The following is a 15,749-nucleotide window of genomic DNA, read 5'->3' on the forward strand; positions in this document are numbered from 1 at the left end:
CGGATTGCGTGCCGGCATGGTCACGCGGTCCGCAGGGATAATGATGGGGAGCACCATTGAATTATCTGAGTGAGATGCTCAAATTGCCGGTCTTGGACGTCGACGGCGAAAAGCTCGGCGTTGTGAACGATTTTGGCATTGCAACCGGCGAAGTTTTTCCGCACGTGACGTCGCTTGCGTTCCGTGGTCCCGGCAAGACGCCGTTTATGATCAGCTGGCGCAAATGGGTCGACCGTATCGACGAGACGGGCGTGTATCTCAATACGTCTGCCACCAACATTCGCTTTTCGTACCTGCAGCCGACCGAGCTCCTGCTGGCGCGCGATGTTCTCAATAAGCAGATCGTCGATACGCAAGGCATGAAGGTCGTGCGTGTCAACGACATCAAGTTCTCCATGTCGGGCGAAAATCAGCTGCGTCTGCTGGGTGCCGAGGTCGGCGCCCGCGGTCTGCTGCGTGCAATCGGTCCCGCGCTCGAGCATATCGTCGAGGGCTTTATGAAGCACTTGGGCAAGCCGCTCAGCGAGGACATTATCGCCTGGTCTTACATGGACCTGCTCGACCGCTCGACTAAGAACATCCAGCTCTCGGTGTCGCACAAGACGCTTGGCGAGCTGCATCCTGCCGACATCGCTGACATCATCGAGCAGCTCGACCCGCGCCTGCGCGCGCAGGTGTTTGCGCAGCTCGATACCGCACAGGCTGCCGAGGCCATCTCGGAGTTCGATGATGACGAGCTCATGACCGAGATGCTCGAGGGCCTGTCCGATACCGACGCATCGTCGATGCTGGCCATGATGGACCCGGACGACGCCGCCGACCTGATCGACGAGCTCGATTATGAGAAGGCCGAGAAGCTCCTGCGCCTGATGGGCGTCAAGGAGGAGAAGGCGATTCGTAATCTGTTGGGCTACGAGGACAACACCGCCGGCCGCATCATGACCTCGGAGTTTGTCTCGCTGCCCGCCACGGCGACGGTTGGCGATGCCATCGAGGCAATTCGCAAACTCGACGAGGATTTTGAGAGTGTCTATTACGTCTATACCGAGGATCCGAGCGGCATGCTGACGGGCGTGCTTTCGCTGCGCACGCTGATCGTGGCCGACCGCGACGCCACGCTGGGCCAGCTTGCCTATCGCGATCTGGTCTACGTGTCGCCCGACGAGGACCAGGAAGACGTGACGGACGAGATGACCAAGTACGACCTGGTTGCCATCCCTGTCTGCGACGAGAACCGCCACATCCTGGGTATCGTGACCTTCGACGACGCCATGGACGTTATTGCCGAGGAGCACCAGGAGGACCTGCAGATCGCCGGTGTCGGTTCGGGCGATAGCGCATCGGACGACTCGACGAACGTGCTCAGCTGGTTTGTGCATCGCCAGTACTGGGTCGTCGTGTGGGGCATTGCCTCGTGCATCATGGCGACGGTGCTGGGGACGGCGCTGGGCTCCGCGTATCTGGTGGTGTTCCCCATGTGCGCCATGCCGCTCGTGCTGCTGGCTGCCTCGCGCATGGTGTCGTTCGTCAAGAACTACTTCCTGGAGTACGACGGCCATGACGATGAGCCCAAGCCGTATCTGGGGTTCTTCTTCCAGAGCACGGGTATGGGCCTGATCCTTTCGCTTGTTACTTACCTGTGCGCGCAGCTGGTGCGCACCGCCGCGTTCCCCGATGCCCCTATGTTTGAGGAGCAGCTCTTTACCGGCTGCTTTAACATTGCTGCCATCATCTGCCTGGTGGGCAACATGAGCGCCGTGATTTATCTGATGGTGCTGTTCTGGCGCGATGAGCACGACCTCAACACGTCGGGTACCGCTATGAACGTCATCGCCGTCATGATCTCGTGTGTGGCGTACTGCATCGCCGCGGTGCTGCTCACCATGTCAGTCATGGGTTAGGTGGTCTCGTGGAAAACACGAAACAAAAGGCGAGCGCCAAGCAAAAGCTGACCATCGCCGCCATCTTTGGCGCTATGGGCCCCGGTCTGCTGGCGGCGCTTTCGGGTAACGACGCCGGCGGTATCGCCACGTATTCCAGCGCGGGCGCCAGCTATGGCTATAAGATGCTCTGGATGCTTCCCGTCATGACCGTGCTGCTTATCGTGACGCAGGAGACCGCGGCGCGCTGCGGCTGCGTCACGGGCAAGGGCCTGGCATCGCTTATTCGCGAGCGCTTTGGCGTGCGCAAGAGCGTGCTGGCCATGGCGGCGCTGTTGATCGCCAACACGGCTGTGACCATTTCGGAGTTTGCGGGTATCGCGAGCGGCCTTGCCCTCTTTGGCGTGCCGGCGAGCATCTCGGTGCCGTTGGTGGCGCTGCTGGTGTGGATGCTTACCATGTCGGGTAGCTTCCAGCGCATCGAGAAGATTCTGCTGCTGGTAAGCTGCGTCTTCGTGACCTATATTGTCGCCGCGTTTATGGCCGGTCCCAACTGGGGTGAGGTCGCGGTCGACTTGGTCGTCCCCAATATTCAGAACGATCCCAGCTACGTGTCGCTCGTGGTCGCAACGATCGGTACCACCATCGCGCCGTGGATGATTTTCTTGGCGCAGAATAACGTGGTCGATAAGAATGCGGGCGAGGACGATATCGTGCTGCAGCGTATTGATACCGTGAGCGGCTCGATCGCTGCTGATATCATTGCGGGCTTCATTATCATCACGACCGGTACGGTGCTGTTCCCGGCGGGTATTCAGATTAGCGATGCCGCCGATGCCGCCCGCGCGCTGGAGCCCATCGCGGGTCAGTGGTCCACGGTGCTGTTTGCCTCGGGCCTGGTCGCAGCGAGCTTTTTGGCTGCCTGCGTGCTGCCGGGCGTTACGTCGAGTGCCATCTGCGAGGCTTTTGGTTGGGAGCGCGGCGCCGATCGCAGCTGGGACGAGGCTCCGGTATATCGCGGCATCATTACGGCCATCATCGGTATCTCTGCCGTACTGGTGCTTATGCCTGGTGTCGATCTGTTCCAGATTATGATGACCTCGCAGGTCATCAACGGCGTGCTGTTGCCCGTGGTTTTGGTGTTTCAGGTGGTTATTGCCGCCGATCGTCACATTATGGGCGCCAACCGCAACGGCCGCGTGTGGAATGTGCTTACGTGGGCGACTATCGGCGTGATCACGGTGCTGACGGTTGTCATGTTTGTCCTGCAGGCGATGGGTTACAGCGCTTAGCGCCTCTTTTGGACTCCAAACAGGCCGCCGCCATGGGTTGCGGCCTGTATTTTGCCTGTTATAGGGGGTTAGTAATATGCGGGTGGACAAAAAATGCCAAATATGAGTACTGTTGCCTGGCCGATAGCATTTACAACTAAGAAAATAATAAACATATCTAAAAATCTGTTCATTAAAAGCGGAGCTCCAAGTCCTAAGCCGGCCATTCTGGTCAACTGGAAGGGTCGCGCGCTACCGCATGGGCGCCATTTTGGGTGGTTTTGCCTGCTACTTAAATTGTAACAGTACTCATATTTGCCTCTTTTTGTCCACGACCTCTTGGAGCCGGCTCGAAAAGAGTAATTTTGGGTTGCTTGCTGCGGGTGTGGGCTTGGAAACAACGCTCGGGGTGGCGAGGCGTCCAGAATTCGGTCGCAAGGAGGGCGTTCCTCGGCTGTGTCAGGAGTGTCCCTAGGTGCCGGCACATAAGGAACGTCCCTAACTGCCGGAGGGGGGGAGTTTGCGCTGCAGGTTACTTGTCGGTGCCCAGCTTGTGCGGCTTGAGAGCGAGCGCATTGACGAGCGCGTCGGCGGCGGACTTGACGGCTGCCGGCTGCGGATCGTTGACGTGGTCCTCGGGGTGCACGGGCAGGTCTTTCTTGACCGCATCGTGGATCAGGTTGAGGTACTCGGTCACGCCGGTAGTCGACAGGTGCGTGCCGTCGCCATCGAACAGGTCGTTGCGGTTGGCACTGTGCCCGTACCAGTCGATAACGCGTACATTCTTGTAGCGCGTGGCGGCGTTGGCGATGGCCTGGTTCGTGGACCCGACCCACGGCTGCGGGCTGCGAGTGTTCACAAACACCACAATACGCTTATCTCCCGCAACGGCCATGATCGCGTCGACCTGGGCGTCCGTTACCAAACCGTTAGTGCCCAGGGCAAAGACCACGATCTTGCCGGCAAGGTTCTGCTGGATATAGCCCTCAAATGTCGCGCGGCCCGCATCAAACTGGCGGCCCTTTTCGGCATCGATATGGCTGTGAGGAAACATGCTGTCAAAGGAATCAACGGCGCGCAGCGACACGGAGTCACCGATCATCAACAGGTCGTAGGAGCCATCGGGGAAGCCGTCGTTGTCCTTGTCGGTGTCGTCGGCCGCCTGCTGGTCGGTGGGCGCGGTGTTTTTGGCTTCCTTGTTGAGGACTTCGGCGCCCTCACCGCTCAGCGCGGAGGTCTCCGGCACAAAGATCAGGCCGCCCAGCGCGATGACAAGCACGATCCCGCAAGTGGCGCACGCAGGAATATGCGCGCGCACCCAGTTGGCGGGTGTGGTGGTGCCGTCGCGGAACTCGGCGACGGTACGGCCGAAGGCGCCCTTCCTAAACGGCGTTTCGATAAAGCGATAGGAGCACTCGGCTACGGCGACCACCACAAGTACCTGCAAGATGTACTGCCACCAGGGCGTGTCGTTGATGTTGGCGACCGGGTTCATGAGCAACAGCAGCGGATAGTGCCACAGGTAGATGCTGTACGAGCGCTTGCCAACCCACACGAGCGGCTCGGCGGACAGCGCGCGGGCAACCATTCCCTGGGGCTGCACGCAGGCGGCAATGACCATGAGCGTGAGGATCGAGCACAGCAGCGTGCCGCCGCGATACTGGAACGCGGTGTAGCCGTTGGTGAGCGCGACCATGGCGGCAAGGCCAACCAGACCCACGACGCCCAACACATCGATGGATGCGGGCGAGGACCAAAAGCGCACGAGGGCGCTCGGCTGTGCCGGGGCGGTCTCGGCTGCTTCGTCGGCCTTCTCGCCAGACTTGCTCTCGGCGTTCTTGCCGTGCTTGGCGGCGCCAGCCAGGCGATTGAGCCCCAAACGATGAGCGAGACGCACCGGCGCCAGGTCGCGATCGGGGATAAAGGCCATCCAGGCACCCAGCAGCAGCGAGAACACGCGGGTGTCGGTGCCGTAGTATACGCGGCTGGGGTCGGCGGCAGGGTTGTAAAGCGCCATCATGGCGAGGGCAGATACCGCGGCAAGGCCCAGAACCACGCGGCGCGTGTTGGGCTTGCTCACATGCATGGATACCATGGCAAACAGCAGTGGCGGCCAAATCAGGTAGAACTGTTCCTCGATGGCAAGCGACCAAAAGTGCGTGAGCGGCGAGGGGTCGCCCAGAGCATTGAAGTACGAGACGTTTTGGGCAATCTGCCACCAGTTGTTGAAGAACAGCAGCGACGGCAGGATGTCGGGGCGCATCTTGGTGAGCATCACGTGGTTAAAGATGGTGCACAGCGCGCAGGTCACGAACACTACCGTTACCACGGCGGGGACCAGGCGACGGATACGGCGGATCCAGAAGCTCTTGAGGTCGATGCGGCCGGTCTTAGCGACTTCGTTGAGTAGCAGGCGTGTGATCAGATAGCCCGAAAGCACAAAGAAGATCGTGACGCCGAGCAGACCGCCCTGCGCCCACGTGAGGTTGAGGTGATAGAGCACCACCGCGACGACGGCAAGCGTGCGCAAACCGTCGAGCGCAGGGATATAGCGGGACTTGGGGCGAGCAGGCGTCTGCTCCGCGGCGGGAGTGTTGGCGCTGCCCTCGTTGTTGGCGGAAGCGCGATGGGGGCTCGCGGTGCGTCGTGGCTCGTTGGCACGGCGTTCGCCCTTCACGCGTTCGTGCGGCGCCGGCTCGTTGCCCGTGCGGCGTCGGCCGCGCGAGCCCGATTGCGAGAATTGTTCCATAAAACATCATCCAATGACGAGAATAATCAGCACGTATTCATTGTAGCTGCCTGCTCCTGTGAATGCTTGCTGCTGGCGCAAGCTCAAGCGCGCGTCCACATCAAAGTGAATTAAAGTTATGGAGGTGCGAGAGCACACAATTGACGGCCGACAGCGGGCGCAGAGCCCACGGACGAGGAGGTTTCCATGGCGGATCACAGCATCGTTGCGGTGTTCGGCAGCATGAACATGGACCTTTCGGTGGCGTGCGAGCGCATGCCGCGCGCGGGCGAGACAGTCGGTGGCAGCGGTTTTATCACCAACGCCGGCGGTAAGGGCGCCAACCAGGCCGTCGCCGCCGCGCGCATGGGTGCGCACACGTGCATGATTGGCGCTGTTGGGCGCGATACCTTTGGCGATGTGCTCGTGGCGGGGCTTCAGGATGCCGGCGTGGGCGTTGAGTTTGCGACACGTCTCGATGGCGTGGAGACCGGTACCGCGACTATCATTCGCTGCGAGAGCGATAACCGCATCGTGCTGTCGCCGGGCGCCAACCATGCACTTGCGGGCGAGGACGTTGCCCGCGCACTGAGGCGCCTGGTGGCCGACGAGCTCGACGGCGACGCCAGCGAGATTGCCCCGGCTGCCGGAAGCGTCTTTATCGCCCAGGGCGAATGTGATCTGATGGCAACGGCCGCGGCGCTCTCTTGCGCTCACGAGCTGGGATTCTATACGATCTTTAACCCGGCACCCGCCTGCGATCTGCCGGCAGGAGCGTGGCCTGCGGTCGACCTGGTCTGCCCCAACGAGACCGAGTGCCAGGTGCTGACGGGCATTCTGCCCACGGATGATGCGAGTTGCGTCGCCGCGCTCAATGCGCTGGTCGACAAGGGCGCCGGGGCTGCGGTCATCACGCTAGGCGGCGCCGGCTCAGTTGCACTTGGCGATGACGGTGAGCTGCTGCGCATGCCGGCGCTTTCGAGCGAGGTGGTCGACACCACGGCTGCGGGCGATACGTTTATTGGTGCGCTTGCGGCGGCTCGCCTGGAGGGCCTGCCGCTCTTTGAGTGCATGGCCGCCGGCGCCCGTGCCTCGGCGGTGACGGTGTCACGTTTGGGCGCGCAGCAGTCGATTCCCACGCGTGCCGAAGTTGAGCGCATGTTTGGTTTAGACGATTAGTACAAGACGGAGAAGCGGAGTAGAACTATGGCGATTAAGAAGCTGATCCTTGATCTGGATATGGGTGTGGACGATGCGATGGCGCTTTCCTATGCCATCGCGAGCCCCGAGGTGGAGCTCGTGGGCATTACCACGTGCTTTGGCAACGTGCGCGTCGAGCAGTCGGCGCACAACTGCCTGGCGGTGCTCGACCTGTTGGGTCGTCCCGAGGTGCCGGTGTACCTGGGTGCCGACCGTCCTCTGCAGGCGACCGAGCCCTATACGCCGCCGGCGTCCACCACGCTCATTCACGGTAAGAACGGCATCGGCGGCGCGAGCGTGCCCGCCTCGCCGTACGAGCCGGTGGGGGCGACGTCGGCCGATGGCAACGCTGCGGTCGATTATCTGATCGATGCCGCGCGTACCTATGGCCCCGACCTGATCTACGTGGCGACCGGCCCGCTCTCCAACCTGGCGCTTGCCCTGGAGCGCGATGCGGCGGCGATGATGTCCATCGGCCGCGTGGTCGTGATGGGCGGTGCGCTCACCGTGCCCGGCAACGTGAGCGCGGGCGCCGAGGCCAACATAGCAAGCGACCCCGAGGCCGCCGACGCCGTGCTGCGCTCGGGCCGCAAGCTCACTATGGTGGGTCTGGATGTGACGCATCGCGTGGTGCTCACGCGTCGCGATATTGCCGGCTGGACGGGCTCGGGCACCATGGCGGGCTGCGCATTTGCGAGCATGGTCGAGCACTATATTGGCTCGTACGAGATGAACGCACCCTACCTGGGCGGCTGCGCACTGCACGATCCGCTGGCGGTTGCCGTGGCGATTGACCCCACGCTTGTGGGTGCGCTCGGCTGTAACCTGCGCGTCGACCTGCTGGGCGAGTACCGCGGCCGCACCATCTGCGACGAGCACCGCCTGTCCGATCCGGACAAGAGCGCGCTTGTGGCGCTGACCGTCGACGCCCCGCGCTTCCTCGCGGAGTTTAAGGCGCGTATGGCCCGCGTCCTAGGTTAAATGTTTTTCACGCCCCGTCCCAAATTAGCTACCGAGTAAATGTGCCCGTTGGGGGAATAGTCGCACCACTTCGCTTGACAACAGGCTAAACTAGCTATTAAACATTTACTATTCTGTTTAGATTGAATTTGCGGTCGTTTAGTTGTCGAGTCACGGGGCGGTCAGGCCACGTTGCTCGACCGCGACCGTTACTAGGGGGAACAATGGCTAAAGCAAGTGTTCGCGAGATCAGCCGCATCACCGGTTTTTCGCCTGCGACTGTGTCCAACGCGCTCAACCGCAAGCGCAGCGTGAGCGAGGAGACCGCCAAGGTCATCCTGGAGTGCGCGCAATCGCTCGGCTACCAGCAATCGACACAGCTCGAGAGCATTCAGTTTGTGCTCGCGCGCAAGACGGGCGCCATCCTGGACGAGAGCACCTTTCACCCCGCGGTCATCGAGGGCGTGGAGCGCCAGGCGCGTCGCCACGGCATGAGCACGAGCTTTGTCTCGCTCGACTTTAGCGACTTGAACGCCGTGCGCCCGCAGGTCGAGGGCCTTATCGCCGACCCGGCTGCCGCCATCGTGCTGATGGGCACCGAGTTGGGTGAGGAAGATTATGCCTTGTTCGCCAACACTGCCGCCCACCTGATCGTGCTCGACGGCTGGAGCGACCGCCAGTACTTTGATGCTGTAGTCATTGCCAACACCGATTCGGTGCTGCGTGCCGTGGATTACCTTATCGAGAAGGGTCACAAGCAAATTGGCTACCTAGCAGGCGACCTTCGCATCCGCAACTTTAAGGATCGCGAGCGCGGCTATCGCCAAGCGCTAGAGGACGCGGGCCTTGACGCCAATCCGACATGGCGCGTCACGCTGGGAACCACGCTCGAGGGCGCTTATCGCGACATGGGCGCGTGGCTCGACAGCATCTCGCGCGACGACCTGCCGACGGCTTTCTTTGCCGAGAACGACGTGCTTGCCGTGGGCGCCATGCGCGCGCTGAGCGAACACGGCGTACGCGTGCCCGAGGATGTCTCGATCATCGGCTTTGACGACCTGTCTCTGGGCGCCTTCTCAAACCCGCCGCTCACCACGGTGCACGTTCCCAAGCACGAGGTGGGCGAGATCGCGGTGCGCCGACTGGTGGGCAACATCCGCAATCCCAAGAGCTATACCTGCAAGACGGCCGTATCGACGTATTTTGTCGAGCGCCAGAGCGTGCGCGAAATCTAGGCGAAGGCAGCATCGCTCGCGGCGCGTCAAAGCGCGCGAGGGCAGTAAGTGCAACACCGTTCAAAAGGGGGGTCCTTCGGGACCCTTTTTTGTTCTCCTTGTATGTTCAGTTTGTTTACATACCGTTTAGGCTTATTTCTCTACCGCCTGTGGGTATTTCGCGCTAAACTTCTAAACAGAATAGTAAAACATTTAGTAAACAGAACAAAACGAAACAATCGTCTGTTTACTGAACATGTGACTAGGGGAGGACGTACATGGATAAGATCAAGCTCGGCTTTGTGCCCACGCGCCGAAGCATTTTTAGCGCGCCGGACGCGATCAAGTATCGCGGCCTGACGGCTGATCGCCTGCGCGAGATCGGCGTCGACATTGTGGACATCGACGACATCAACGACGAGGGACTGCTGTTTGACGACAGCCATATCGAGCCTATCGTCAAGAAGTTCCGCGCCGAGGGCGTTGACGGCATCATGCTGTGCCACGCCAACTTTGGCACCGAGTACGTTTGCGCCCGCCTTGCCCGTGAGCTCGGCCTGCCCGTGCTGCTGTGGGGCCCGCGCGACGAGCGCCCCGAGCCCGACGGCACCCGCCTGCGCGACAGCCAGTGTGGCCTGTTCGCGACCGGCAAGGTCCTGCGCCGCTTCCAGGTTCCCTTTACCTATATGACCAACTGCCGCCTGACCGACCCCGAGTTCGAGCGCGGCGTCTGGGACTTCCTGGCCGTGTGCAACGTGGTCAAGACCTTCAAGCACACTCGCATCCTGCAGATGGCCACCCGTCCGTTCGACTTCTGGTCCACTATGTGCAACGAGGGCGAGCTGCTCGAGAAGTTCAATATTCAGCTTTCGCCCATCCCCATGACCGAACTTGTTCAGGCCGTGCGCGACGCCCAGGCCGACGAGCAGGCCATGGCCGCCATGCTTGCCCACATCAACGATAGCTTTGAGATCTGCATTCCCGAGGACAAGGTCCCCGCGGTCGCAGGGCTTGCTATCGCCATGAAGCGCCTGGTCGATAAGTACGGCTGCAACGCCGGCGCCATCCAGTGCTGGAACGCCCTGCAGGACGAGCTGGGCATTATGCCCTGCGCCGCCAACGCCATCCTCAATGAGATGGGTATCCCCGTCGTGTGCGAGACCGATATCCACGGCGCCATTACCGCGCTGATGGTCGAGGCCGCCGACCTGGGCCGTCACCGCGGCATGTTCGCCGACTGGACCGTGCGCCATCCCGATAACGAGAACGGTGAGCTGCTGCAGCACTGCGGCCCCTGGCCCTGCAGCTGCGCGGCTGTCAAGCCCAAGCTCACCTACCCACTGGCTTTCGATCACCCCGGCGCACTGACGGCCGAGGCCAAGCACGGCGACCTCACCCTTGCCCGCTTTGATGGCGACAACGGCGAGTATTCGCTGCTGCTCGGCAACGCCCGCGGCATCGACGGGCCGGCCGGCATGGGCACCTACCTGTGGGTTGAGGTCGACAACCTCAAGCGCCTCGAGGCCAAGATCGTCGAGGGCCCCTACATTCACCACTGCGTCGCCATTCACGCCAACGTGGTACCGGTGCTCTACGAGGCGTGCAAGTACATTGGCATCCAGCCCGACTTGTACGACCCGATTGAAGAAGACGTCAAAGCCTACCTGCGAGGAGAGTAGAAATGGCAACTATCGAAGAGCTTGAGTCCCTGCGTTGGGATCTTCGCCGCGATTGCGTCGATATCATCATGGCTGGCGCCGGCGGCCACATCGGCGGCGACATGTCGGTGATCGACGCCCTCATGACCCTCTATGCCAACCACCTCAACATTTCGCCCGAGACCGTCGACGACCCCAACCGCGACCGCTTTGTGCTCTCTAAGGGCCACGCCATGGAGGCCTACTACGCGGTGCTGTGCCACGAGGGCTATCTGGACCTCGATGACGTCAAGGCCCGCTTCTCCAAGTTCGGCAGCCCCTACATCGGCCATCCCAACAATAAACTCAAGGGCATCGAGATGAACTCCGGCTCGCTCGGTCACGGCCTGCCCGTGGCGGTGGGTATGGCGCTCGCCGGCAAGATGGACGGTCGCGACTACCGCGTCTACACCATCATGGGCGACGGCGAGCTTGCCGAGGGCTCGGTCTGGGAAGGCGCCATGAGCGGCGGCAACTACCAGCTCGATAACCTGTGCGCGCTCGTGGACCGCAACCGCCTGCAGATCAGTGGCAGCACCGAGGACGTCATGAAGCAGGATTCGCAGGAGGAGCGCTGGGCCGCCTTCGGCTGGAACGTGCTGTCCATTCCGGGCAACGACGTCCAAGCCATCGATGCCGCGCTGACGTTGGCCACCGAGACCAAGGGCAAGCCCACGGTCATCATCCTCAACACGGTGAAGGGCTATGGCTCGCCCGTTATGGAGGACAAGGCCGCCTGGCATCATCACCTGCCCAACGATGAGGAATATGCCCAGATCATCGCCGATTTCGCTGCTCATAAGGAGGCCATCAATGGCTAACAAGATCGCCAACCGCAAGGTTATCTGCGACACGCTGCTCGAGGCCGCGAAGACCGATAAGGACATCGTCGTCCTGTGCTCCGACTCCCGCGGCTCCGCATCGCTCACGCCGTTCTTTGATCAGTATCCCCAGCAGTCCGTCGAGGTCGGCATCGCCGAGCAGGACCTGGTGAGCATCGCCGCCGGCATGGCTTCGTGCGGCAAGAAGGCCTGGGCCGCCTCGCCGGCGTCCTTTGTGACCACGCGTTCGTATGAGCAGTGCAAGGTCGATGTCTCGTACTCCAACACCAACGTTAAGCTCATCGGTATCTCGGGCGGCGTGTCCTACGGCGCCTTGGGCATGAGCCATCACTCCGCGCAGGATATCGCTGCCATGAGCGCGATTCCCAACATGCGCGTATATCTGCCGAGCGATCGTTTCCAGACTGCCGAGCTCGTGCGCGCCCTGGTTGCCGACAACAAGCCGGCCTACATCCGCGTGGGCCGCAACCCGGTCGAGGACGTGTATACCGAGGACGAGTGCCCGTTCCAGATGGATCGCGCCACCTGGGTGCGTCGTGGCACCGATGTGACGATTGTCGCCACCGGTGAGATGGTCCGCCATGCCGTGGACGCCGCCGACCTGCTGGCCGAGCAGGGTATCTCCGCTACCGTGCTCGACATGTACTGCGTCAAGCCGCTCGACGCCGAGGCCGTAATTGAGGCCGCCGGTGCCACGCGCGCCGTCGTGACCGTCGAGGAGCACAGCCCCTTTGGCGGCTTGGGCTCCATGGTCGCGCAGGTCGTGGGCGAGCATTGCCCTCGTCCGGTTAAGTGTCTGAGCCTGCCCGACGCGCCGGTCATCACCGGCACGAGTCCCGAGGTCTTTGCGCACTATGGCCTGACGGGTGCCGGAATCGCGCAGACCGTCGCCGAGTTCCTTCCCGCAGAGTAATTGGAATGTGACAAAGGGACAGTCCCTTTGTCACATTCATTTTGAAAGGGGTGGCCATGGGCCGCTACATCATCGGAATCGATCAATCCACGCAGGGCACCAAGGCGCTGCTGGTGGACGAGGGCGGCCATCTGATTCATCGTGCCGACCGCGCGCATCGCCAGATCGTCAACGAGGCCGGCTGGGTGAGCCATGATCCGGCCGAGATCGCGGCCAACGTTCTGGCCGTGGCGCGCGCCGTGGTGGAGGAGACCGGGGTCGACCCGGCCGACGTCGCCGGCATTGGCATTTCCAACCAGCGTGAGACCACCGTTGCCTGGAACCGTGCGACGGGCGAGCCGCTGTGCGACGCCGTGGTGTGGCAGTGCGCCCGCGCCCGTGAACTGTGTGACGAGCTGGCCGCCCGCGAGGGCGTGACCGAGCTGGTGCGCGACACGACAGGTCTGGTGCTCTCGCCCTACTATCCGGCGGGCAAGATGGCTTGGATCCTCGCGAACGTTCCGGCGGCTGCCGAGGCCGCGGCGGCGGGCGAGCTGTGTCTGGGCACCATCGATACTTGGGTGGTCTGGACGCTCACGGGCGGCGCGGAGTTCCGCTGCGACTGGTCCAATGCCAGCCGCACGCAGCTCTTCGACCTGCGCCGTGGCTGTTGGAGCGAGCCGGTGTGCGAGGCCTTTGGCATTGATCCGGCGTGCTTGCCGCAGGTGACCGATTCCGACGGCCTGTTCGGCACAACGGACCTGGGCGGCTTTTTGCCGGCCCCCGTGCCGGTGCACGGCGTGCTGGGCGACAGCCATGCGGCCCTGTTTGCGCAAGGCTGCCACAGCCGCGGCATGGCCAAGGCGACCTATGGCACCGGCAGCTCGGTCATGATGAACGTCGGCGACGAGTTTGTCGCGAGCTCGCAGGGGCTTTCGAGCTCGCTTGCATGGCGTATGAACGGCGTGACCGAGTATGTGCTCGAGGGCAACGTGAGCTACGCCGGCGCCGTCAAGACCTGGCTGCGCGACGACCTGGAGCTCATCAACAACCCCGAGGAGGTCACCGACCTGTGCTACGCCGCCAATCCGGCGAGCCGCGTCTACTTTGTGCCGGCGTTTACCGGCCTGGGCGCGCCGCACTGGGCAAGTGATGCCGAGGGCTGCGTCTTTGGCATGACGCGCACCACGGGTCGCGCGGAGTTCGTAAAGGCCGCCGATGAGTCGATCGCCTATCAGATCTTCGACGTCATTGATGCGATGGTCGAGGATTCGGGCGCCGCACTGGCCGAGCTTCGTGTTGACGGCGGCCCCACGCGCGATGCGTACCTGATGCAGTTTGAGAGCGACTTGGTCGGCTCGCCCATCCGCATTGCGAGCAATGACGAGATGAGCGGTCTGGGCGCAGCTTGGGCCTGCGGCATTGCGCTGGGCATGTACGCGCGCGATGTCGTTGACGTCTATGGCGCCCGCGGCATCGTGGAGCCCACCATGTCCGTCGACGAGCGCGCCAAAAAGATCGCCGGCTGGCGCCACGCCGTCGACGCTACAATCGCTTACACGGCCTAGAATGATTTTTCTGGGACGGGGATTAAAAACTCAGTGATCCCCGTCCTAGGCAGCTTATTTGGGACGGGGCTTTTTTGACTGGTATGATTGGTGCGACCATTCGAACCAGCTAAAAGAGCCCCGTCCCAAATTGACTACCGAGAGGATCTGCCATGGAGCGCATCGCCAGCTTTTCCGTTGACCATCTGCTGCTTGAGCCCGGCGTGTATGTGAGCCGCATCGACCGCGATCCGGCGACCGGTGCTGCCGTCACCACGTTTGACTTGCGCCTGACCACGCCCAACAAAGAGCCGGTCATGAACACGGCCGAGTGCCACACCATTGAGCATCTGGGCGCCACCTTCCTTCGCAACCATGCCGAGTGGTCGAGCCGCATTGTCTACTTTGGTCCCATGGGCTGCCGCACGGGCTTTTACCTCGTCGTATTTGGCGAAGTGACGAGCGAGGAAATCTTGCCGCTCGTGCGTGAGCTGTTCGAGTTTGTCGCCGACTTTGAGGGCGATATCCCCGGCGCTGCTCCCGAGGAGTGCGGCAACTACCTGGACCAGAACCTCCCCATGGCCAACTGGCGTGCGCGCCGTTATCTCGACCGCGACCTGGCCGATATCGACGAGAAGCACCTGCACTATCAGCAGGCGTAAGGGCTTTATCGCCCAAAACGCGCGCATTGGGCGCCTTCGCTTATGCGGGGGCGCCTTTTTGTTGAGTGGTCGGGATGGGCGTTCAAAATCGCTTATGTTTGTTCTAGAATGTTCGTATTGTCACATAAACGAACAGGAGCGAACATGCATATCTACTCTGTCAACGATACCGAGTTTAATTCCTATGGTCGCGTGTGGGATGACGTTCCGTCCGGCCTGACCGCTTCACTTGTCGAGGCGCTCTCTGCCACGCCCATCCCCGAGGGCAGCAAGTACGTAGCAAGCGCGCCGGAGCTCGAGGGCGTCAAGGATGCCGACAAACTGGGCTTTCTCATGTTTGGCGGCCGTCCTTTCCAGCTGGGCTGGTGCAACGGCCACAACACGCAGCTCAACTGCCTGGAGTATCACCGCGCCAGCGAGTTTAACCTGGGCGCTCGCGACTTTATCCTGCTTGTAGCACATCGCTGGGAGATCGAGGGCGGTAAGCTCGACACCTCGTGCGTCAAGGCGTTCCGCGTGCCGGCGGGTAAGGTTGTCGAGGTCTTCAACACCACGCTCCACTACACGCCCTGCATGGTCGACGACGGCGGTTTCCAGGTGATGGTCGCGCTTCCCGCCGGCACCAACGGGCCGCGCCCCGAGGCCGCAGCCGACATGCCTGCCGCCGGTGACAGCTACTGCTACTGGAAGGCCGACAAGTGGGTCCTCTGCCACGCTGACAGCCCCAAGGCAGCCGAAGGCGGCTACGTGGGCCTCATCGGCAAAAACCTCGACATCAACGTGGACTAGAATCTTCCGTCTCGATCTGTAACATCTAGCGGGCTAAATCGTTACTACCTGTTACAGATTGAGACAT

12 protein-coding genes are annotated in these 15,749 nt (G+C 62.0%); 11 read left to right on the forward strand and 1 reads right to left on the reverse strand.

Annotated features, from left to right (window positions below):
• The first annotated feature begins 56 nt into the window (after nucleotides 1-56).
• Complete coding sequence (locus tag DXD94_RS04175) at nucleotides 57-1,901, forward strand: magnesium transporter (protein ID WP_117742950.1); 1,845 nt, start codon at nucleotides 57-59, stop codon at nucleotides 1,899-1,901.
• Between the two features lie 74 nt (nucleotides 1,902-1,975).
• Nucleotides 1,976-3,172, forward strand: a complete 1,197-nt coding sequence (locus tag DXD94_RS04180; protein ID WP_055252163.1) for an Nramp family divalent metal transporter — start codon at nucleotides 1,976-1,978, stop codon at nucleotides 3,170-3,172.
• A 511-nt stretch (nucleotides 3,173-3,683) separates the two neighbouring features.
• Here the strand turns inward: DXD94_RS04180 and DXD94_RS04185 are convergent.
• Nucleotides 3,684-5,900, reverse strand: a complete 2,217-nt coding sequence (locus DXD94_RS04185) for an acyltransferase family protein (protein WP_117763305.1) — start codon at nucleotides 5,898-5,900, stop codon at nucleotides 3,684-3,686.
• A gap of 186 nt (nucleotides 5,901-6,086) precedes the next feature.
• Between DXD94_RS04185 and DXD94_RS04190 the strand changes: the two genes are divergently transcribed.
• From DXD94_RS04190 to DXD94_RS04230, 9 genes are all read left to right on the forward strand, one after another.
• Entirely contained in the window at nucleotides 6,087-7,058 is a 972-nt protein-coding gene (locus tag DXD94_RS04190) for a ribokinase (protein ID WP_117763306.1), read from the forward strand.
• Nucleotides 7,059-7,085: 27 nt separating this feature from the next.
• The gene (locus DXD94_RS04195) at nucleotides 7,086-8,060 is read left to right on the forward strand and encodes a nucleoside hydrolase (RefSeq protein ID WP_117763307.1); all 975 of its coding nucleotides are present in this window, start codon (nucleotides 7,086-7,088) and stop codon (nucleotides 8,058-8,060) included.
• Nucleotides 8,061-8,263: 203 nt separating this feature from the next.
• Nucleotides 8,264-9,274: a LacI family DNA-binding transcriptional regulator gene (locus DXD94_RS04200; RefSeq protein ID WP_117763308.1), complete on the forward strand. Its 1,011-nt coding sequence runs from the start codon at nucleotides 8,264-8,266 to the stop codon at nucleotides 9,272-9,274.
• A gap of 257 nt (nucleotides 9,275-9,531) precedes the next feature.
• Nucleotides 9,532-10,932 (forward strand): L-fucose/L-arabinose isomerase family protein, encoded by a 1,401-nt coding sequence (locus tag DXD94_RS04205; protein WP_117763309.1) that lies wholly within the window; start codon nucleotides 9,532-9,534, stop codon nucleotides 10,930-10,932.
• A 2-nt stretch (nucleotides 10,933-10,934) separates the two neighbouring features.
• The gene (locus DXD94_RS04210; RefSeq protein WP_199568381.1) at nucleotides 10,935-11,771 is read left to right on the forward strand and encodes a transketolase; all 837 of its coding nucleotides are present in this window, start codon (nucleotides 10,935-10,937) and stop codon (nucleotides 11,769-11,771) included.
• Entirely contained in the window at nucleotides 11,764-12,705 is a 942-nt protein-coding gene (locus DXD94_RS04215) for a transketolase family protein (RefSeq protein ID WP_117735643.1), read from the forward strand. Before DXD94_RS04210 ends, DXD94_RS04215 begins: the two co-directional genes overlap by 8 nt.
• Before the next feature lie 56 nt (nucleotides 12,706-12,761).
• On the forward strand, nucleotides 12,762-14,252 hold the full coding sequence (locus DXD94_RS04220) for a glycerol kinase GlpK (RefSeq protein WP_117763310.1): 1,491 nt from the start codon (nucleotides 12,762-12,764) through the stop codon (nucleotides 14,250-14,252).
• A 152-nt stretch (nucleotides 14,253-14,404) separates the two neighbouring features.
• Nucleotides 14,405-14,893, forward strand: coding sequence for an S-ribosylhomocysteine lyase (locus DXD94_RS04225; protein ID WP_117763311.1), 489 nt, complete (start codon nucleotides 14,405-14,407; stop codon nucleotides 14,891-14,893).
• A gap of 144 nt (nucleotides 14,894-15,037) precedes the next feature.
• A complete protein-coding gene (locus DXD94_RS04230) occupies nucleotides 15,038-15,682 on the forward strand; it encodes a DUF4867 family protein (RefSeq protein WP_117763312.1) in 645 nt (214 codons plus the stop codon).
• Nucleotides 15,683-15,749 lie beyond the last annotated feature (67 nt).

Source organism: Collinsella sp. TM10-22, assembly GCF_003466125.1.
GTDB lineage: Bacteria > Actinomycetota > Coriobacteriia > Coriobacteriales > Coriobacteriaceae > Collinsella.